This window comes from Bifidobacterium sp. ESL0728 (genome assembly GCF_029392015.1).
Taxonomy (GTDB): domain Bacteria; phylum Actinomycetota; class Actinomycetes; order Actinomycetales; family Bifidobacteriaceae; genus Bifidobacterium.
The window spans coordinates 2,175,021-2,195,226 of record NZ_CP113925.1 but is presented as its reverse complement, the minus strand read 5'-3'; the positions used below and the strand labels follow the sequence as shown (position 1 = coordinate 2,195,226).

Annotated in this window: 14 protein-coding genes; 4 read left to right on the top strand and 10 right to left on the bottom strand. The window is 56.8% G+C overall.

What is annotated here, in order from left to right; all coding sequences use genetic code 11:
- Positions 1-106: 106 nt before the first annotated feature.
- The 4 genes from OZX67_RS08280 to rpsP form a co-directional block, all read right to left on the bottom strand.
- Positions 107-1,141 (bottom strand): tRNA (guanine(37)-N(1))-methyltransferase, encoded by a 1,035-nt coding sequence (locus OZX67_RS08280; RefSeq protein WP_277145053.1) that lies wholly within the window; start codon positions 1,139-1,141, stop codon positions 107-109.
- Between the two features lie 252 nt (positions 1,142-1,393).
- Entirely contained in the window at positions 1,394-2,122 is a 729-nt protein-coding gene (gene rimM / locus OZX67_RS08275; protein ID WP_277145050.1) for a ribosome maturation factor RimM, read from the bottom strand.
- A gap of 14 nt (positions 2,123-2,136) precedes the next feature.
- A complete protein-coding gene (locus tag OZX67_RS08270; protein ID WP_277142488.1) occupies positions 2,137-2,370 on the bottom strand; it encodes an RNA-binding protein in 234 nt (77 codons plus the stop codon).
- A gap of 2 nt (positions 2,371-2,372) precedes the next feature.
- Positions 2,373-2,870, bottom strand: coding sequence for a 30S ribosomal protein S16 (rpsP, locus tag OZX67_RS08265; protein ID WP_277142486.1), 498 nt, complete (start codon positions 2,868-2,870; stop codon positions 2,373-2,375).
- A gap of 220 nt (positions 2,871-3,090) precedes the next feature.
- Between rpsP and OZX67_RS08260 the strand changes: the two genes are divergently transcribed.
- The 4 genes from OZX67_RS08260 (at position 3,091) to OZX67_RS08245 (ending at position 8,317) form a co-directional block, all read left to right on the top strand.
- Positions 3,091-4,035: a 3-hydroxyacyl-CoA dehydrogenase family protein gene (locus OZX67_RS08260; RefSeq protein WP_277145048.1), complete on the top strand. Its 945-nt coding sequence runs from the start codon at positions 3,091-3,093 to the stop codon at positions 4,033-4,035.
- Between the two features lie 380 nt (positions 4,036-4,415).
- Positions 4,416-5,552 carry an ADP-ribosylglycohydrolase family protein gene (locus tag OZX67_RS08255; RefSeq protein WP_277142484.1) on the top strand — a complete coding sequence of 379 codons (1,137 nt, stop codon included), beginning with the start codon at positions 4,416-4,418 and terminating at the stop codon, positions 5,550-5,552.
- Between the two features lie 154 nt (positions 5,553-5,706).
- Positions 5,707-7,272, top strand: coding sequence for a cytosine permease (locus OZX67_RS08250; protein ID WP_277142482.1), 1,566 nt, complete (start codon positions 5,707-5,709; stop codon positions 7,270-7,272).
- Complete coding sequence (locus tag OZX67_RS08245; RefSeq protein ID WP_277142479.1) at positions 7,265-8,317, top strand: PfkB family carbohydrate kinase; 1,053 nt, start codon at positions 7,265-7,267, stop codon at positions 8,315-8,317. The genes OZX67_RS08250 and OZX67_RS08245 overlap by 8 nt, the downstream gene beginning before the upstream one ends.
- 195 nt (positions 8,318-8,512) lie before the next feature.
- Here OZX67_RS08245 and OZX67_RS08240 read toward each other — a convergent pair whose 3' ends face one another.
- The 6 genes from OZX67_RS08240 to OZX67_RS08215 form a co-directional block, all read right to left on the bottom strand.
- Positions 8,513-8,743 (bottom strand): DUF1778 domain-containing protein, encoded by a 231-nt coding sequence (locus OZX67_RS08240; protein WP_277142477.1) that lies wholly within the window; start codon positions 8,741-8,743, stop codon positions 8,513-8,515.
- A gap of 283 nt (positions 8,744-9,026) precedes the next feature.
- A complete protein-coding gene (locus OZX67_RS08235) occupies positions 9,027-10,199 on the bottom strand; it encodes an endonuclease/exonuclease/phosphatase family protein (protein WP_277142475.1) in 1,173 nt (390 codons plus the stop codon).
- A 270-nt stretch (positions 10,200-10,469) separates the two neighbouring features.
- Positions 10,470-12,131, bottom strand: coding sequence for a signal recognition particle protein (gene ffh / locus OZX67_RS08230; RefSeq protein WP_277142472.1), 1,662 nt, complete (start codon positions 12,129-12,131; stop codon positions 10,470-10,472).
- A gap of 102 nt (positions 12,132-12,233) precedes the next feature.
- Positions 12,234-14,603, bottom strand: coding sequence for a BspA family leucine-rich repeat surface protein (locus tag OZX67_RS08225; protein ID WP_277142470.1), 2,370 nt, complete (start codon positions 14,601-14,603; stop codon positions 12,234-12,236).
- 282 nt (positions 14,604-14,885) lie between these two features.
- Positions 14,886-17,312, bottom strand: a complete 2,427-nt coding sequence (locus OZX67_RS08220) for a BspA family leucine-rich repeat surface protein (protein ID WP_277142467.1) — start codon at positions 17,310-17,312, stop codon at positions 14,886-14,888.
- A 294-nt stretch (positions 17,313-17,606) separates the two neighbouring features.
- Positions 17,607-20,018 carry a BspA family leucine-rich repeat surface protein gene (locus OZX67_RS08215; RefSeq protein ID WP_277142465.1) on the bottom strand — a complete coding sequence of 804 codons (2,412 nt, stop codon included), beginning with the start codon at positions 20,016-20,018 and terminating at the stop codon, positions 17,607-17,609.
- Positions 20,019-20,206 lie beyond the last annotated feature (188 nt).

The following is a 20,206-nucleotide window of genomic DNA, read 5'->3' as shown; positions in this document are numbered from 1 at the left end:
CCTAAAACTGCTACTTATGTTATTTATAAATAACATAGAGGGGTAAATAGGGCAGTTATGTTATTTATAAATAACATAACAAGTCAACTTGGCTGGATGAGCGATATTAATCGTCCAACTTGCGAGGGTGGGGGCCGGAGACTTCCCAGCCTAAGGACATCAGGGTTTTGCGGTCGGCTTTGTCGAGGGTTTTGCAGTCGAGCTGTTCGATGAGGTCGGGGCGGAGCTGATCGGTGTGGGCGATGGCTTCGTCGCGGCGGAAACGGTCGACCTTACCGTGGTCGCCGCTGGTTAGCACGTCGGGGACGCCCATGCCACGCCAGACGGCCGGTTTCGTGTACTGATAGTGCTCCAGAAGCGCGTTCTGGCCGGTGTAGGATTCCTCCACGATGGAGTCGGGATTGCCCATGAAGCCGGGTATCAGGCGGGTGATGGCCTCGAGCATCACCGAGACAGCCACTTCGCCGCCGTTCAAAACGTAGTCGCCGATGGAGTATTCGCGTACGTCAACGCCTTGCGCACGGTAATAGCGGGGGATACGCGCGTCGTAACCTTCGTAGCGCCCGCAGCCGAAGAGAAGGTGGCTGGCGTGTGAAAGCTCGGTTGCGTCGCGCTGCGTAAACAGCGGTGCCGAAGGGTTCGGGAAAATCAGGACAGGTTTGGCGGCAGTTTGGCTCGTTGTTATGGAAGTAGTCGGTTTGTCTTCTGAATCGTCTTGCACACCGTCGGAAGTTCTATTGACGGTTTGGGAAGAAGAGGATTCGCGTTCTGAGGCATTTTTTGCCATTACATCATTTGGAGTCGAATTTGGCTTGTCAAACGAATGAGAATCGTCAATAATACTGATACCGGTGTTCGAAGCTATTGTCTCAGAGGGTTGGGCGTCGTTGTTGTCAGTGATTTCGACGGGTTCTAGACCAAGCAAGTCATCAAGGCACTCGGCCCAGACCTCAGGTTTCATCACCATGCCGGCACCGCCGCCGACTGGCGTATCGTCGACGGAATGGTGCACGTCGTGGGTCCAGTCGCGTAGATCGTGCGTTTTTACGTCCAGCAGCCCGTGCTCGATAGCCTTGCCGAAGAGGCCAACGTTGAGGGCTTCGAAATACTCAGGGAACACGGACACGATATCGATCTTCATGGTTTCAACCATATCGTGACCCCATCCGACAGATAAATACGGGGATTAAGGATTGCGTTCCAAGGCGTGTATCGTTCAGCAACATCCAAATGTTGGTATGGTGATGCTCTTGGCGCGCCAAGAGCCCTGAAAATGAAAGATTGATATTCAATTTTTCGATTTTGGTAGTTCTTGGCGCGCCAAGAAGGGCAACAATACGATGATTGACGCGGCGATGAAAAATTATTGAAATATCATGCCGAGAATGAACGGTTAGAGTCCGGGAACTAAACCGACCGGCGGGTCGAGCGTGAGGTAGCGTTCGTCCAAATCAATATCCGGAACGAGCTCGTCGACGAATGGGACGAGTGCCGTTTTGACGACTTTAGCGGCATCGTTTTTGCCTGATTTGTTTTTGGATTCCTTGGAAACATTGGGTTTATCAGTGTTTTCGGAATTGGCGGAACTGTCGTTGCCATTGTCGGTCCCAGCAGCAGAGGCAGCAACGAAGCTGCCGTCCTTTTGCTCGATAACCGGCGTGGCCAGACGAATCTTCAGCAGGGATTGCGCGGGGCCGTCGATGACGTCCAGGACCTTGCCGATGACGCTACCGGACTTGCTAGCGTCGGTTCCGTTGGAGGGATTTTGCGCAACGCGAGCCTCAAGCCCGATAAGATCCTTAGGATACCAGGCGTCCTCTTCGGCCATTTCCTCGGGGTCGTCGGCTTCAACGTAAAGCTCCGTGCCATTCAAAGCCTCGGAAGCGTCACGATTGTCAACGCCCTTGAAATGCAGAATCCAGCGGTCTTTGAATGTGCGGGAATGAGCGACGGTGTAAGTATGCGAGCCGTCTTTGGTATACAAAACAGACCCAGGAGCAAACCGCAATTCTGGTTCGTCGGTAAACGAGCGGACGTTGACCTCGCCCTTGAGCCCCTGCGCACGCCCGATACGACAGACCCTCAACAGTTCACGCTGCTGAGGGTCTGCCTGCTGCGAAATGTTTTCGTCGCGATTCACTTGCGAACATCCATGATGTCGACGCGCACCTTGTGGTCGGACAACGCCTGCACCACGGTACGGATCGCATTGGCAGTGCGACCGGAACGGCCGATCACGCGCCCGATGTCTTCAGGGTTCACACGCACCCGCAACAGCTCGCCGCGGGCGTTTTCGTGGGACTTCACCGACACATCATCGGGAAAGTCGACGATATTGGAAATGAGATGTTCCACAGCTTGCGCGAGCATGATTACTCAGCCTTCTCGGTCTCAGCGGTTTCAGCAGCCTCGGCCTTGGCCTCTTCGGCCCCAGCCTCATCTGCCTTGGCTTCGTCGGCCTTGGTGGCTTCCGCAGCCTTCTCGGCCTCGGCCTTCGCCTTGGCTTCGGACTGCTTGGCCTTGAGCTTCTGGGCGTCGGCCTCAGCGGCTTCGACGCGAGCAGCGGCATCCGGAGCCGCTGAGGCGGTCTTCAGCGTGCCTTCGGCACCCGGCAGACCCTTGAACTTCTGCCAGTCGCCGGTGATCTTCAAAAGATTGCGCACCGGGTCGCTCGGCTGTGCGCCGACGCCAAGCCAGTACTGAGCACGATCGGAATCGATCTTGATCATCGAAGGCTGTTGGTTCGGATCATACAGGCCGATCTCCTCGATCGACTTGCCGTCGCGCTTCTTGCGCTCATCCATGACGACAATGCGGTAGAAGGCATAGAACTTCTTGCCCATGCGCTTCAGACGAATCTTGGTAGCCATTGTGGCTCTCCTTGTAGGTATCATTGCGGTTTCGAGCTTGTATGTGGGGCATACTTGCGCGAATCCGCGTTGTCCCTCACGGCCTGCGGGATTGAGAGGGCCCCGCACCCGTGAATAACTTTTCAACTATAGCTCGCCCGCTGGATAGATTCCGGTTTCGGTCTATCCTTGGCAATAAAGCTTCACTGTGATGTTGCTTTGAGGAGATACAGCTATGAAAATGATGGATATCAAGAAAATCGGCAATCTCGGCGCAGGAACGATGGGACATGCCACCGCACTGCAATTCGCGATGAGCGGTTACGACGTGACTGTGGTCGATACGGCCCAACCGGCGCTGGACCGTGGCCGCAAGCTCATCGAGCGCGACCTCGACACGTTCATCAAATCCGGCATGGTCAAAGCCGAAGATCGGGATGCGGTACTTAGCCGTATTTCGATGACTACCGACTATGAGGCGCTTGCCGACGTCGATTTCATCATTGAATCGGTGCTTGAGAATCTTGAGGTCAAGCACGATGTTTGGAAGAAGGTCGAAGGCATCGTCTCAGACCAGACTATTCTGGCGACCAACACCTCGGGCCTGAGTCCGTCCGCCATCGCTTCCGGCTTGCAGCATCCCGGCCGCTTCGTGGTTGCGCACTTCTGGAATCCGGCTCAGCTCATGCCGCTGGTCGAGGTGGTGCCAGGCGAAAAGACCGATCAGGAGACTGTGGACGTAACCGTGGAACTGATGAACCATATAGGTAAGCACGCGGTCCCGCTCAAAACCGAATCGCTGGGATTCGTCGGCAACCGCATCCAGCTGGCGGTCATCCGCGAATGCCTGAACATCGTCAACCGCGGTATCGCCACGCCCGAAGCCGTCGATGACATCGTCAAATACAGTCTCGGCCGTCGGTGGGCTATTCTCGGCCCGATTGCCAGCGCCGATCTCGGCGGACTTGACGTTTTCGACAACATCTCCAAGTATCTCTATGACGATTTGGCCTGCGAAACAGGCGAGGACACTGTTCTCAAAGCGAAGGTCGAAGCCGGCGAACTGGGCTCGAAAAGCGGCAAAGGCTTCTATGATTGGCAAGGCGAGCAGGCCGCCCAAACCATTCAGTCCCGCGATGACCAGCTGCTTGAGGCGCTGGCCCGCGACAGCAAGAAACAAGGCTGAAAGGTTGCATAGCCATAGCGTTAGTAGCGCGATCGGCATGGGTTATGAGCTTTTAAGCCATTAACCAAGCTTGTTGATATGGGTCTGTCTGCCGTTGCCAAAACGATGGACAGACCTTGGCGATAAAGGTTGGTTTACAAGGGCAGCAGCTACGCAAAGAAGCATTTGCCTGCTTGCAAACATCGAGGCTGATGACGGGTGTGTTGGTGAGTCGAATCCAAGGACTTGCCGGTTTTGTTGCAAAGCGGCATTTCTGGAACCGCAATAGCGGTGGACAATCTATAGTTCGGATGAATACGGAATCAATGAAATTCTATGGCTATAGTTATAGTCGATATGACTATAACAAGGTCATAACAGCTTGTAGAAGGTCGGTAAGCATGGAGATCGATAAGAACACGATGCACAATCGTGCGATTGGCGTGTTGCGGGGACTTTCTTTGGGCGACGCCCTTGGCATGCCAACGCAAAGCATGAGCCACGAATGGATCGAATCCGCATACGGGAAAGTGAACGGGCTGGTGGATGCGGTGGACGACCAGCCGATTGCTCCCGATATGGCTGCGGGTTCGGTCACCGACGATACCGAGCAGGCGCTTTTGGTCGCCGGACTGATCGCGGAGGGCGACGGCCATATCGACCCGCAGCGTCTGGCGGCGTCATTGCTGGCTTGGGAGGACGATATGAAGCGCAGGGGTTCTTTGGATCTGCTCGGCCCCTCCACGAAACTGGCGTTGGAGCAAGTCAGGAACGGTGCGGATATCACCAAAACTGGGCGCACAGGAACGACGAACGGGGCTGCGATGCGTGTGGCGCCCGTCGGTATCGCCCATGATGCCCGTCATTCGTCCTTCGCCGATTACGTCTATGAATCCTGCCGTGTGACCCACAATACCGTTCCTGGTTTCCAAAGCGCGCTGCTGGTTGCCGCCGCGGTCAGTTTCGGCGTTTCCGGAGAACCGTTGCGAACGTCGTTGGACCTCGCCCTGAAACTGGCCCAAAATGCGTCCTATGAACGTGCCGCTTGGAGCCCGAAGGCGAGCGTTGTCGCGCGGGCTGAATTGGCTATCAGGGCAGCACAGAGAGTTGTCGAAGCTGCTGATGAAGGTATTGCCGACGGTGTCTCGCGTGGCGTCGGGGATGGTGTTGCGCATGGTGTTGGCGGCGGTGGTGCTGCTGATGGTGTTGCCAACAGGGGTGCCGGTGAAGACGCCTTTATCGAGTATTTGCGTGATACGTTCGGGACTTCGGTTGAATCCAATGAGTCGGTGGCCGTGGCATTCGCGTTGGCGTATCGATATGCGGATGAACCGTTGAGGGCGTTGCTTGCGGCGGCCAATATCGGCGGGGATACCGACACGATCGGTGCCATCGCCGGGGCCATGATCGGTGCCGCGCTCGGAGCGGACGCGTTTCCGCGGGAGTTGACTTCGCAGGTCGTTGCCGTTTCGCATCTCAATCTTCCGGAATCGGTCGAACCGTTGGTTGAAATCCGCGTAACGGAAAACGAGGATTGATTTTCAAAACAGTCGATACCCGATAATCCATAGCTGGCAGACGATGGTCGATAATCCGTAATCCGTAATCCGTAACAACATCCGATAACCAGCAGTCAGCAATCAACAGCCTTTAGCCATCAATCAACAATGAAGTAGAAGAAAGGTGCGTCATATGTCGGCATCAAAGCAAGGCAGGATTCTTTCCCGCGTCGAACAACGAGGTATCGAACCGGTGCCGGAGGACCAGCGCAACGGTTCGCCGGGCGAGCTGTTCTGGGTCTGGTTCGCGGCCAATATCTCGATTCTGGGCATTCCGCTGGGTGCCACCATCATTGCGCTTGGCCTGAATGTCTGGCAGGCGGTGCTGGCCACGATCATCGGCTCCTTCGGTTCCTTTGCCTTGGTCGGCCTGGTGTCCATTGCCGGTCGCCGCGGAGGCGCGCCGTCGCTGACGCTGTCCCGTGCGATTTTCGGCGTCCGAGGCAATGTCGGCCCGACCTTGGTCGCCTTGATTTCCCGCCTTGGCTGGGAAACTGTCAACACCATCACCGGCGCATCGGCCCTCTTGTCGTTGTGCGTGATCATGTTCCACACGCCCGCCGGCTACAAGGACATTCCGCTACTCACGTTCGCCTGCGTGGTCATCTTCGTGGCTTTGACGGCCGTGATTTCAGTGGCCGGGCATTCCTTCATCCTGAAGGTTCAGAAGTGGTCCACGTGGATTTTCGGCGCCCTGACACTGTTTGTCGCGATTTATCTGGTTTCGACGGTCAATTGGAACACACTGCTTTCCAGCAAAACCGGTTCCGTCAGCGCCTTTATCATCGCCATCGGCACGATTGCGTCGGGCACCGGCATCGGCTGGGTCAATTCCGGGGCCGACATGGCGCGGTATCAGAAGACCAGCGTCAAAAGCGGCTCCCTGGTTCTTACTGCCGCCGCGGGAGCCGGTATCCCGTTGACCATCGTCATCGGCGTGGGCTCCATTCTTACCGCCGGCGGTTCGGGCCTCGCCTCCGCTTCCGACCCAGTGGCCGCGGTGCGCAGCGCCCTGCCGGTCTGGGTCTCGGTCCCATATCTCATCGCGGCATTCGCAGGACTGCTGATGTCCAACAACCTGTCCGTCTATTCTGCGGGTCTGACGACTATTACGCTCGGTATCCGCATTCCACGCGTCTACGCGGTATCCCTTGATATCGTGGTCACCACGCTCGGCGCCATGTACTTCATGCTTGGTTCGGACGGTTTCTACGGTCCGTTCGTCACGTTCATCTCCCTGCTGGCGGTGCCGCTGACCGCTTGGGTCGGTGTGTTCCTGGTCGATTTGATCGAACGAAAGCGTTACGATTCCGCCGCTCTGCTCGATTTGGGCAAAGATTCCCGCTATTGGTATTGGCATGGCATCAATGTTCCGGCCACGCTTAGCTGGCTGATCGGCCTGGTGGTCGGATTCCTGTTCGTCACGGCCCGCGTTTCCGATAAGGTGGTCTGGTTCTCCGGTCCTCTGGCCAACACACCGATCGGCCAGAACGGCTTGGCCTGGCTGGTGTCGTTGCTGCTCGCGGGTGTGCTGTATGCGATTTTCGGTTTGCCGCAAGTCAAGAAGCAGGAAACGCAACTTGAACAGGATGAACCGGAACGCAATATAGCTGAGCATGATAAAGCCGGGCAGGACGCGGTGGAACACGTTGCCGCGAAACACGACGAAGCCGAACACGATGAGGCCGAACATGCGTGAACCCGAATTGATTCACCTGGCGCAGGTATGCGTGGACCTGACCTTATCGGTTGACCACCTGCCTGAGCGTGGAGGTGATGTGTTTGCGACGCGTCAGGCGATGAGCGCGGGCGGCGGTTACAACGTTCTTTACGCCGCACGTCAGATGGGAGCGCGAGCGTCATATCTGGGTGCCATTGGCACCGGTCCGATGGCGGATGTGGCCCGTAAAGCATTGTCTTCGATCGGTGTCGACATGGGTGGGGCGGTACTGCCCGATATCGACACCGGCTACAGCATCGCAATGACCGAACCCGACGGCGAACGTACGTTTGTTTCGACGCGTGGCGCGGAAACGCAAGTGCCGGAGGACTCGTATGAAAACATCGAGCTGGTCGACGGCGATGTGGTCTATTTATGCGGATACTCATTCTCTCATAAAAAGAACACCGAGGCGATACGCAGGTTTGCCGCGAAAAATGCCGGCTGGAACAAAGGCTATGTCGTCTTTGACACCAGTCCCATGATTGGCGACATCAGCGATGTCTGTTTGCAAAGCCTGCGCAGGCTGCACCCGATATGGACGATGAACGAGCGTGAGACCGCCATTCTTTGCTCCCGTTTCGGCTTGGTAGTCAGTTCCGAGGATTATGCGGACCAGTGCCGTGCGCTCGCGGAGTACTTCGGCGATCCCGTAATTGTGCGTGTCGGCGCCTTGGGCGCATGGTACTGCGATGGGCGCAAAGGTAAAGCTGCTGAAGATGGTGATAACCGCAATGAGCGTAAAGCCGGCCATGGCGACGAAAAGTATGATGTTTTCAATGGTGTCGAAGTTTCTGCGCCATCTGTCATACATATCCCGGCTCTTAAAGTCACCGCTGTGGATACGAACGGTGCAGGGGATGCTCATGCGGGTGTGTTGTGTGCGGCGTTGCTTGAATCGGACAACATCATCCGGGCATTGAAGCTTGCCAACTGCGCTGGCGGGCTGTCGACATGTTATTCGGGACCTGCCACAAGCCCCTCGAGATCCGAAATCGAATCGGCGGCAAAACGGCTGTCTTGAGAAGGTTTGGCTTGGGAAGTTAAACCAAAGCATACGTTAACGGATACGCGTGCACCAGTGAAAAAATGATGGGGTGGCATCCTATGAGAAGATGCCACCCCATCGTATTTCTATTTAAAAATTCTAAATTCAACTATCTTCAACAGACACCTGAATTCGTCCGAACTCCAAAGGCGAATCGGAGGATTGCCGGTGTCAGACGTTTGCGGGGGCCTCGAAAGTCGCAAGGATCTTGTCGAACTCCTCGTTGACCTCCTGAAGTGTCACTTCCTGCTCCACGCCTTCGCTGGCGGCCTCAAACAACTTGTCTGTCGCCCAGTCCTTCACGGGTCTCTCCTCAAGGGCCGCAGCCCGCTTCATGAGCGTGAGTTGCTCTTTGCTGATGGGGATAGTGAATTGAATGCCTGCATTTTGTGTGTCGTTCATAATATGTCCTTCTTTGCATTCGACATTGAATTCGTACCTCTAGTATCGGTTCAAGTCGTCTGCATTGCAACCAAAAAGACAGCATATGGACACTCTTTTGAAAAGTCAATAGACAGTTATTTTATGACTAATTTTATCTATTTGTAACTCTCTTCACGATTAAGGATTTTGGTCGCCAAAAGCCTGTTGCCGCTTAGGTTTTGGAATGACTTTGAAAGCGGAAGGCAGCCAGACCGTTCCCCGTTGTGGGGTTTGTGTTTATCTTAGAGCAAAGTAATGCAACTTATGCACGGGCGAGCTGGGCGAGCAGCGCGAAATGGTCGCTTCCGGGAATGGCGAGGGTGTGCACGTTCGAGGCACGAATGCCGGAAGTGGTAAGAATATGGTCAAGTTCCAGACGCGGCCAAACCAGCCATTGCGGGAAACTTGCGGCGCGACCGTGCGAGGCGGCGAGCCCGGCGTCTTCAAATCCCGCATCGAGCAGCTTGCGGAAGCTGGGGTGGTCGAGGTTGGAGTTGAGGTCGCCCATGATGATGGCTTCGGACGGGATATCGTTGGCTGCCGAACCGTTTTGGGTGATGATGCTGTTGATGGAGTTGCCGGTTTGTGACGCGGTATCGTCTTGTGATTCGGCGTCGGTACCGTCTTGTGGAATGCCGGCATCGTAGACCACGCTCGCGTCATCGGATTCGGCTGTTTTCGATTTGACGGTCGACGTGGTGTCTGAAGTTGAATCACCGGAGGAGTGTGGGCCTAGCATCGCCAGGTTGATGATGCCGCGGGACCATTCCCTGCAGCCGCGCATAGGCGATTTGGGGTGCGCGCTGTAAACCGACACCCCGTTGATTGTGCAGTGCGGCACGTCGGCGGCGGCGATGTCGACGGTGCTGCCTGCCTGTGTATCCGGCTGGGCACGCGAGAAGATGCCGTTGAAGCCGCCGTTGTCGCTTTCCTGCGCTTTGCCGAGCTGGCAGTAGGGGAGCAGCGCGTTCATTCCCGCTTTGCCGAGCGCGGCGACCAGATTCGGGGTAAGTTCTTGCAGAGCCAATATGGATACGTCGTTATGACTCACAGCCTCGATGATGGCCTGTGGGTCGGCTTGACCGTAACGGCAGTTGAGGGTCATTACAGCATAACGATTATCGGTATGCTGGATTTCCCGATTCTGCGGTGGCTTGCTGGGATTCTCTCGTCTTGTTTGGTTACTGTGTTTTTTCCTGTACCAAGGTGAGGCAAATATGCCGGTAAGTATCGTCAAGATCGCAGCGAAAATGGTGACAACCCAATGCCGGGAAACCAGCGCCACCGCCAGGATAAGTATTGAGGGTATCCACAGGAACCGCACGAATGCAATGAGATAAGGCATGAGGCCATGTCCATCGGCGCCCGCGGGCAGGAAGCGCAATGCCCACCACAGGGCGATGAGGCCCAGCAGTATGCTCAACGCAATACTCATAACTTCGGCCCTTTCTGGTTTCGAACGGATTCGTTCATTGCTGCGTCTCTAGCCCCTGGCAGCTGGTATCGTACGTGGAGCTCTAGGGGCACGAACTGGGTTTCCTGCCTCTAACTCTATTGGAACTGCGAGTAAATGGCGGGCGCAGCGACTTCCTGCCTCTAATCCAACAGGATCATTACCGTTCGCGCCTATTGGATACCCCGCCTGGTTTCCGGTCATTTCGGCATAGTCGCGAACCAGTCTGTTTGGGTATTTGCTGGATACAGGTCAGCCGAGCAAGCCGGAAAGGCCACCGCCGAAGTTCGGAGGAAGGTTCGGGGTGCCGTTCTCGTCGGTGCCGGCAGCATCCATGGCTTCCTGCAAACCGGCCGGAAGGGCGGGGTTCTGCGGCTTCTTGGCGAAGGCCGAACCGCCGGAATTCTTCTTGCCGGCAAGCTTTTGGCGCAGCGCTTTTTCTTCTGCCTCGCGCTTCATCGGGTTGCCGGACTTGGACTTGCCCTTCTTTTTGCCTTTCTTACCCTTTTTGCCGCCGTAGCCGCCACCCATGGCCGGGCCACCCATGCCGGGGATGCCGCCGCCGACCTTGTTGGTCATGCGCTTCATCATCTTGGCCGCCTGCTCAAAGCGTTGCAGCAGGCCGTTGACGGAGGAAACCGTGTTGCCGGAACCGTAGGCGATGCGGGCGCGACGGGAGCCGTCGATGATGGACGGGTCGCGGCGCTCTTCCGGGGTCATCGAATGGATGATGGCTTCGGTGCGGTCGATCTCGTGCTCATCGAGGGCTTCGAGCTCCTTGCGGTGCGAGGCCATGCCGGGAATCATGCCCAAAAGGCTTTTCATTGAGCCGAGTTTGCGCACCTGCTCAAGCTGCTCCATGAAGTCGTCGAGGCCATAGGTGCCTTTCGCCATTTTCTTGGCGGACTCCAGCGCCTCCTGCTCGTCGAACTCCTTTTGCGCCTGCTCGATCAGGGTGAGAATGTCGCCCATATCGAGGATGCGGGAGGCCATGCGGTCGGGGTGGAAGACCTCAAAGTCCTTCAATCCCTCGCCGTTGGAGACGAAGAGAATCGGCTTGCCGGTCACCGATGCGACGGAAAGCGCCGCACCGCCTCGGGCGTCGCCGTCGAGTTTGGAAAGCACCACACCGGTGAAGTCTACGCCCTTGTTGAAGGCTTCAGCGGTCTGCACCGCGTCCTGGCCGATCATCGCGTCGATGACGAAGAGGATTTCGTTCGGGTGAACGGCATCACGGATATCGCGGGCCTGCTTCATCAGCTCCTCGTCAACGCCCAAACGGCCTGCGGTATCGATGATGACCGTGTCATACAGTTTGTCTTTGGCGTACTGAATCGAGTCGCGTGCGACCTTTACCGGGTCGCCGGTGGTTTGGCCGGGAGCTGCCACAGCCTCGCCGCCGTCGGATTGCACGCCCTTTTCGGGAGCGTAGACCGGCACGTCCGCGCGCTCGCCGACCACCTGCAGCTGGGTGACGGCGTTCGGACGCTGCAAATCGGCCGCGACCAGAAGAGGGGTGTGGCCGGCGTCTTTCAGCCAATAGCCGAGCTTGCCTGCAAGCGTCGTCTTGCCTGCGCCCTGAAGACCGGCCAACATGATGATGGTCGGCGGGTTCTTGGCGAAGTTCAGCGGACGGTCTACACCGGCGCCGAGAATCTGTGTCAACTCGTCGTTGACGATCTTCACCACCTGCTGTGCAGGGTTCAGCGCCTGTGAGACCTCTTCGCCCAGCGCACGCTCGCGTACGCGGGAAGTAAAGGAGCGCACCACGTCGAGCGCCACATCGGCGTCCAACAGGGCGCGGCGAATCTCGCGGATCGTCCCGTCGATGTCCGCCTCGGAAAGTTTGCCTTTGCTCTTCAGGTGCTTGAACGCGTTGGAGAGCCTGTCTGTCAAAGAAGAGAATGCTGCCATAATGTCTCAATTCTAGCGGTTCGTAGGGAGAAAAACGGGAAGCCCCGACAGTGCGTAACTGGTCGGGGCTTCCCGTTTGTCAGGAGTGCAGACTCCTATGGTTCAGCGGTTCCACCGCAATCGGCGAGTTGCCGTTGAACCGTGCTGTGCAATGAAGGGCTTGCGGCGGTGCTGATAGATGAACATTCCCATCATGGACAGGGCGGCGAAGGCGAGCATGAAGAGCCATACCGGAGCAGTGCTACTCGCTTGTGACGCAATCGGGGTCATCGCGGCGCCCTCGGCACTGCACATGACTGCTGCAGGGGCCACGGAGCCTCCTACGTAATAGGCGACCTTGCAAGACCTCAGCTTTCCTTGCGGTGCGATGTTGTTCGGTGTTTGACCGATGGACTGATCAGCGGATTCAGGTGCCGTAGGTGTTGCAGACTTGGCTGAAGCCGGAGCGGTTTCTGCCTTGCGAGCTAACGCAACCATAGCTGTCGCTGGAGCGGCAAGTGTTTGTGCCGAAGGCAGATTGAGCGCTGCGGGTGCAAGAGCAGGGGACTCGGCCGTGGCCACAGGCGCGGCGAGTGACGGGGCCGAAGTGGCCGGCTGAACGGTCACATTGCCCTTGTTGTTGTCCTTGTTGTCATTGACGTGATGTGTGTCTGAAGCACTGGCTGTCGGTTTGTTCGTTTCATGTGCATGGCTGGGTTTTAAGGCGGAAGATGCCGTTGGGCTTGAGCTGCTTGGATGCGACGGTGTGCTCGTGCCTGGAGTGGCCGATGCGGATGTTGCGTGATGCGCAGGCTTCTTGGACTCCTTGACGTCCTTCTTCCAGACCGCGTAGAGCGTGGTGTCCGCACCGGTGAGGTTGACCGGGTCACCGGCACGGTAGTCGGCGACGGTGGCGTTCGGAGTGGTGCTCCAACCTTGGAAGGTGTAGGTGTCGGTGGTTCCTGACGATTTCGTGAGCGTGAATGGGCTGCTGGCGGGCAGGTTCATTGCCGTGCTCGTCTGCGTGATATCGTGTTTCTGGCCGTTGCCCGTAATCTGTTGCGCGGCGTCAAAGGTCGGGAATGCCACGTTCATGGCGTTCACGCCGTCGACTTGTGCGCTGGCTGTCAGGTTGCCGGCGGCATCGGCGGTATACCCGTCGGCTGATGCCTGTGCCGTGTAGCCTGCGGGGAGGTTGGCCTTCAGGTTGAGGTTGGCCTTCTGGTTGAGGTAGGGCGTTTGGCTCTGTGAGTCCATGCGAGTGTAGGTGCCTGCGCGGTTTGGATCATTCGTCAGGGTCTCGTTGACCTCTTCGGCGGTCTGGGGCTTGGAATCGTTGAGTGCTTCGGTAGTGCCGGATGTGCCGTTCGACAGGCCGGTCACCTTCACCCAGTTGCCCTTATACGCACGATCCTGCGACCACCATCCCGAGTCTCCGGGGGCGTTGGGATCGATGTGATGGTCCATCTCGAAGTCTTTGAAGGCCGACAACTTGGTTTTGGGTCCTACGGTCAGTGTTTCAAGGCCGTTCCATGAGAGCATACCGTCCATATTGGTGACATTGGTGGTGTCCCAGCCGCTGAGGTTCAGCGTCTTGAGTCCGGTCATGTTCCAGAACGTCTGGTACATGTTTTTCACCGAGCTGACGTCCCAGTTGCTGAGGTCCAGGCTGGTGAAGGCGCGGTCCTCGTCGAACATCGAGCTGATGTCCTCGACGTGGCTGGTGTCCCAGCCGGTCGTGTCCAGATCCGTCATGTTCCAGTCATATTGGAACATCGCCTTCATGTTCTTGGTGTGGCTGGTATCAAGATGGCCGTTGCTTTTGAACGTTTTGAGATTGACGTTCGTGGTAACCGATTCCCACGTATCCCAGTTGATTTCGTAATGGTCACCCCATTCGGCGAACATCCAGCGTGCGTCCTCCGGCAGCATGGTTTTGGCGTCCGGGGTGGTGCCGTTGAAGACGATATGTTTGGCCTGTGAGAATTTCGCCGCCCGTGCGCCGTGATCGATTTGAGCCGGACCGTAAATTTCCGAATCCAACGTTGCGAGGCGGGAGTAGTAGGAATGCCAATCGTTATCGATATCGGCGTAGGTCTCCATGCCTTTGAAGTCGTTTTCCTGGTTCGGGTCGGTGGCCATGAAGGTCAGGGTGCATTCGCCGCCGTATTCGGCGCTGGGCGCCAAGGTCCAGTAGCCGTGGCTCATATTGCCTCTGTCGTTGCAGACCTGGGCAGGAAGCGGCGTGGAGGGCTCTTCGTCTTGTGCGCCTGGTTTGGTGGTCTGCTGTGATGGTGCAGGGGCCGCTGGCGTCGGTGTCGTAGTTTGCTGGGATGGTGTAGCGTCCGCAGGCGTCGGTGCTGCGGTCTGCTGTGATTGCCCAGTTGCTTGTGAGCTCTGTGTCTGGGGGTCTGCAGCCTGTGCCAGAACGGGCGCAAGCAGCATCGCAGCCGCAATCGCGGTCCCGCATACCACTTTAAGATTCTTACGCATAACGCATCGTCCTTAATCTGTCTTATATAGAAATAACGCATGATAATAGATACAATTTATTTAGATAAATAATCGCATTATTTCTAATATCTAGTTAAAAACGTAGTACGTTATATTACAAAACGCAAGATAGGGTGACGGTGATTCTTGCCATTAGTGAATATCGACTGTGATATCCGTCACTTTCACTTTTCGGGTCACGATTCAAATCAGCAATCTATTGCAAAAGAAGCCCCGACCCGAGGGGCGGAGCTTCTTTAGTACTTATTCGTTGGTCTATGTTCAGTCGGTTGCTTTGGCACGGTGCTGTGCGGCGAAGAACGCGTTGCGGCGCTGGTAGAGGAACGTGGCGAAGAACGACACTGCGGCGAGGACGAGCATGAAAAGCCATGCAGGTGCCAGTGTCTTGCTGCTAGGCTGGTTTGGTGCCGCGCTCACCGTGGCTTTCCCGTCGTCGTTCTTGCAAATGACTGCTGCGGGGGCGACGGAGCCTTCGCCGTAGTAAGCGGTTTTGCAGACTTTTTCTTTTGGCGTCTGGTTGGAAGTGTCGGGCGCAGCTCCGTTGGTGTTCTGGTCGCCGGTGGCCGGTGCGGCAGGGATTGCAGGTGTGGCAGCACTAGCGCCGGCACGTGGTGCAGCCAGCAGACGTGCTACCGGCCCGGCGGTGGCAGCTGGAGCCAAAGTAATCGCGGTAGGTGCCGTGACGAAACCGGCTGCAGCCGGGGCCGGGCCTTGCGAGACTGGCCGAACGGTTATCCCGCTCGTGCTGCTGCCCGTGCTTGTGCCCGTTCCTGTGCCTGAGCTGGAAGCTGAGGTGGACGAACCTGACGTACCGGGGCCGCCGGAAGTCCCGGATGATCCGGAAGTCCCGGATGAGCTGCCAGGATTCGAGGATGAACCGTGATTGCCTGATGGGCTTGACGGACTCGAAGGGGTTGAGGACGAGCCGGAAGTCCCGCTTGGACTTGACGGACTACTTGGCCCGGTTGGCGTCGAAGTGCTAGGAGTTGTGGATGGCTGTGAAGGTCCTGCGGGTGGCGTTGACGGTGTAGAGGATCCTGACGTCGGCCCCGTTGGTGCCGTTGGTGTTGTTGAAGGTGGCGTCGATGGCGTTGATGGGGTCGAAGGAGTCGAAGGTGCCGAAGGCGTCGACGAAACGACTTGCCAAACCGCGTAAAACCCTACATTGTCATTGGCGATATTCGCAGTGTCTCCAAAGTTGTGATCCACGGAACCCGACGGATCGGTGCTCCATCCTAGTAATGTGCGGGTTTCGGTCGTTCCGCTCGGAGCGGTCCAGGTGTACGGATCGCTGGTCGGCAGCTTGATATCAGCCTGCATGGTATCGACGGTCTGCGGGGTGCCGTGGTTGACGAGGCGTCCGTCGGCATCGTATTCCGGCATGGGCACGTTGCTGACGCGTGTGCCAGAGGCTGTGGCGTGGAGGTTCCCGAGTTCATCGGCGGTGTAACCGTCTGCGTCCGCTGTGGCGGTATAACCCGAAGGCAGGTTGGCATAGAGGCTGAGTGTTTGTTGCCGGTTGTTCGTCCAGACGTACGTTCCCGCGCGTTCTGGGTCGTTGGACAAAGTTAGCGAGAAGTCGTAGATTTCCTCGGGTGCAGAATCGGTATCCGCTTGTGTCGTGCCTGACGTTCCGTCTGAGAGCTTAGTTACTTTCAGCCAAGTGCCGGGATAATTCGGGTCGCTATCGAAGCTGGTTTCATCGAGGTCCGTCAGCTTTGTTTTAGGGCCGATGGTGAGCATGCTGAAATCGTCCCAACCGAACATCTGATACATGTCTTCGACATTGCCGGTGTCCCAGCCGCTGAGATTCAACGCTTTGAGATGTAGCATGCCCCAAAATGCCCATCTCATTGTATTCAAAGAGCTTGTATTCCAGCCGCTTAAGTCCAGGCTGCTAACACCGCAGCCGTCAAACATCGAGGTCATGTTTTCAAGACGGCCGGTGTCCCATCCGCTCAAATCCAAATCTCTCATGGTGTAGGATGCCTGGAACATGCCTTGCATGTTTTTGGTATGGCTGGTGTCGAGGTGATTGTTGCTGTCGAAACTTTCGAATCCATAGTTCCAATCGCCAAACATGAAGGACGCGTTCTCCGGAAGCTTGGTTTTGTTTACGCCGTCAAAGACGATATGTTGGGCATTCGAGAAATTATGGATAGTGCCCATATGGGCGTATGGGCCATACGTGTGAGAAAAGTCGGATTCAAGTCCGGTAAAGTCGTTTTCCTGGGTTGCGTCGGTCGCGGTGAAGGTTAGGGTGCATTGGCCGCCGTATTCGGCGCTGGGAGCCAAAGTCCAGCGACCGTGAGTCATGGGGCCGGTGTCGCTGCAGTTTCCGTCACGTGTGAGAGGCGATATTGGGAGCTCTTCGCTTTGTGCACTTGGCTTTAGAGTCTGTTTCGGCGAGAGGATAGGCGTTTGTTTTGGCAGAGTGGTTTTGCCCTTGGAAGCGCTTGCTGGTGCGATGGTCGTGTGCGAAGGTGTTGTGGCTGCTGGTTGTGGCGCGGACGCTGCCGGGGTGGGTGTAGTTGTCGCAGCTGCCGTGGCCGTGGTCGTGCCCTGTTGCGATTGTTCAGCCGGCTTGGCGTCTAGTGTTTCAGGTTCCGCAGCTTGCGCCAGAACAGGTGCAAGCAATGTCGCGGCGGCAATCACGCTCGCGCATACCACTTTAAGATTCTTACGCATAAAGTATCATCCTTAATCTCCATTTATCTCTGCTGATGAATATCGTTCTATGGATGCCGGCACACATATTGTGATTGAACGGTTTCTCAAATCATCAATCGTTTTATACTCTTATCGTAAAGCAATTATTTCGAAGCGCAAGCACAAATAGCTAATAATTACTATTTGTTGTCATTTTCCCTGTTAGCCTCATCGAGCTGTTGGGATAGCGGTCAAAATAGAGTGATTTGCGGATAGGAGGCTTCGATCCGAAGACGGAGCCTCCTATCGATTCCAATGGTGTTTATCCTATGGTCAGTTACTGGCTGCGGCCCGGTGCTGTGCGGCGAAGAACGCGTTGCGGCGCTGGTAGAGGAACATGGCGAAGAACGACACGGCGGCGAGGACGAGCATGAAAAGCCATGCAGGTGCGAGCACCCTGTTGCTGATCTGGTCTGGCACCACGCTCACGGTGACTTTCTTGTCGTCGTTTTTGCAGATCACCGCTGCAGGGGCGACGGAGCCTTCGCCGTAATAGGCGGTTTTGCAGACTTTTTCTTTTGGCGTCTGGTTGGAAGTGTCGGGCGCGGCTCCGTTGGCGTTCTGGTCGCCGGTGGCCGGTGCGATGGGCGCGGTCGCAGCATCGGCACGCGGCGCGGCCAGCAGACGTGCTGCCGGGCCGGCCGTGGCGGCAGGGGCAAGGGCCAACGTTGCGGGGGCTGCGACGAAACCGGCTGCAGCCGGGGCCGGGCCTTGCGAGGCTGGATGAACGGTTATGCCGCTCGTGCTGCTGCCACTTGTACTCGTTCCTGTGCCTGCGCCCGTTCCTGCGCCGGAGGCTGGAGTCGATGTGTTACCTGTGCCTGAGGGGCTTGACGGGGCGCTTGGGTCAGAGGGGGTCGAGGAAGGAGTTCCCGATGGCTCTGACGGTGTGGGCCCGGGTGCAGGGCTTGGCGAAGGGGTTGAGCTCGGAGGTGCCGGGCTTGGTGCCGGGCTTGGCGAAGGTCCTGGGGCTGGCGAAGGAGATGGGCTCGGCGAAGGTGACGGGCTCGGAGCCGGTGCGTGGTGAACTTGCCAGACGGCGTAGAGGGTCAAGCCGTCGACGGCGACATTCGTGTTCGCGCCGAGATTGTGGTCGACGGTACCTGTTGGGGTGGTGCTCCAACCTTCCAGAGTGTAGGTGTCGCTCGTGCTGCTTGGTGCGGTCAAGGTGTACGGGTTGCTGGCAGGCAGGGCCACGTTGGGATTGAGCGTGTCCACTGTGGCCGGAGTTCCGGCAGCGGTGACCTGCCCGTCGGCGTCAAATTCCGGCATGGGCACATCGTCTACGGTCATGTCGGTCAAGGTGGTGCTTAGGTTCCCGCTGGAGTCGGCCGTGTAGCCGTCGGCCGTTGCCGTTGCACTGTAGCCGGAAGGCAAACTTGCCAGATTGGACTGCAGGTTGATCGTGCGCAGCGGTGTGGTCTGCCAGACGTAGGTTCCTGCCCGGTTGGGATCTGTGGCCAAGGTATTGACAAAGTCGTCCTGGCTTTGAGCCTGGGCGTTGGTTAAGGGTTCCGTCGTGCCCATTGTGCCGTTCGACAGGTGCGAGACCTTGATCCATTTGTCTGTGTAACTCAAGCCTGGCGTCGACGGCCTTGTAGGGACTTCCGATGGCACTCGGTTGCCTCTGAAGCTCCGGCTTGAGAACCTGGTCTTGGGTCCGACGGTCAGCCTGTTGATCCTGCAGAACATGTCATCGGTATTGCTGGTGCCATTAGGTTTGATCGTAAGGTCAAGCTTGGTGGTGTCCCATTTGCTCAGGTCCAAAGTATGGATGTCACAAGCGCCATAGAACATGTGGTTCATATCGGTGACGTTGTGGGTGTCGAAGTTGGCGACATCCAAGCTGGGCAGAGGAATGCCGTCAAACATCGATCGCATGCTGGTGACATTGCCGGTGTCCCAGCCGCTCAGATCCAAAGAGGTCATTCCGCGGTCTCCCTGGAAAATGCCTTCCATGTTTTTTACGTGGCTGGTGTCTACGAGGCCGTTGCCCTTGAAGGTTTTGAGGTAGTTATGAAACAGAGTCGGGTCCCAGTCTCCAAACAGGAATCGGGAGTTCTCAGGTAATTGTGTTTTGTTGACGCCGTCGAAGACGATGTGCTTGGCATAAGCGAAATTATGGGTCGTTTTTATGTGGGTGAATGGTGTTGCGGTGCCTGGCTGGGTTTCCAGACCTTCGAAATCGTTCTCGTGGTCGGGGTCGGTTGCTGTGAAGGTCAGCGTGCACTCGCCGCCGTATTCGGTGCTTGGCCCGAGCGTCCAATGGCCGTGGGTCATGGGGCCGGTGGTGCCGTCGCATTCGCTGCCTTGGGTACTTGGTTCCAATCCTTGTAATTGTGCGGACGGGAGTCGGAGGGAGTGTTGCGGCATTGACGTTGGCGCGGATAATGTGGGTGTCGGTGCCAACGTGGCTGAACGGGTCAGTGCGGTTGGCGAAGGTGCCAGTGCATTCGTGGCAGACGTTGGCGCAGTATCGCTCTGTTGGGCTTGTTTGGTAGATGCGGGTGTAGTGGGTACGGAAGTGGAAACGGTCGCGTTTTGTGGGGCAGCGCCGGTTGATTCGGAGGGTTCCGCCGCTTGCGTGATGGTCGGCGCGAACAACGTCCCTGCCGCTATTGCTGTTGCGATTATCGTTTTTATCGTGCGCTGCATAATCTCCCTTGTCTCTTCTCGTCTCGTCATCTGGTGATTTCCGCATTTAAATGTAAATAAACAGAAATTATCGTAATTTGATAACTATATGTCACTGTACGACAAATTTTTATGAAATGCAAATCGATTTTGATGATATGTATTATTTTTCGATAAATATGGTTATGAAAAACGCGGTGCACGATTTATTGGCTGGCAATTACCGTGTGCTATATATC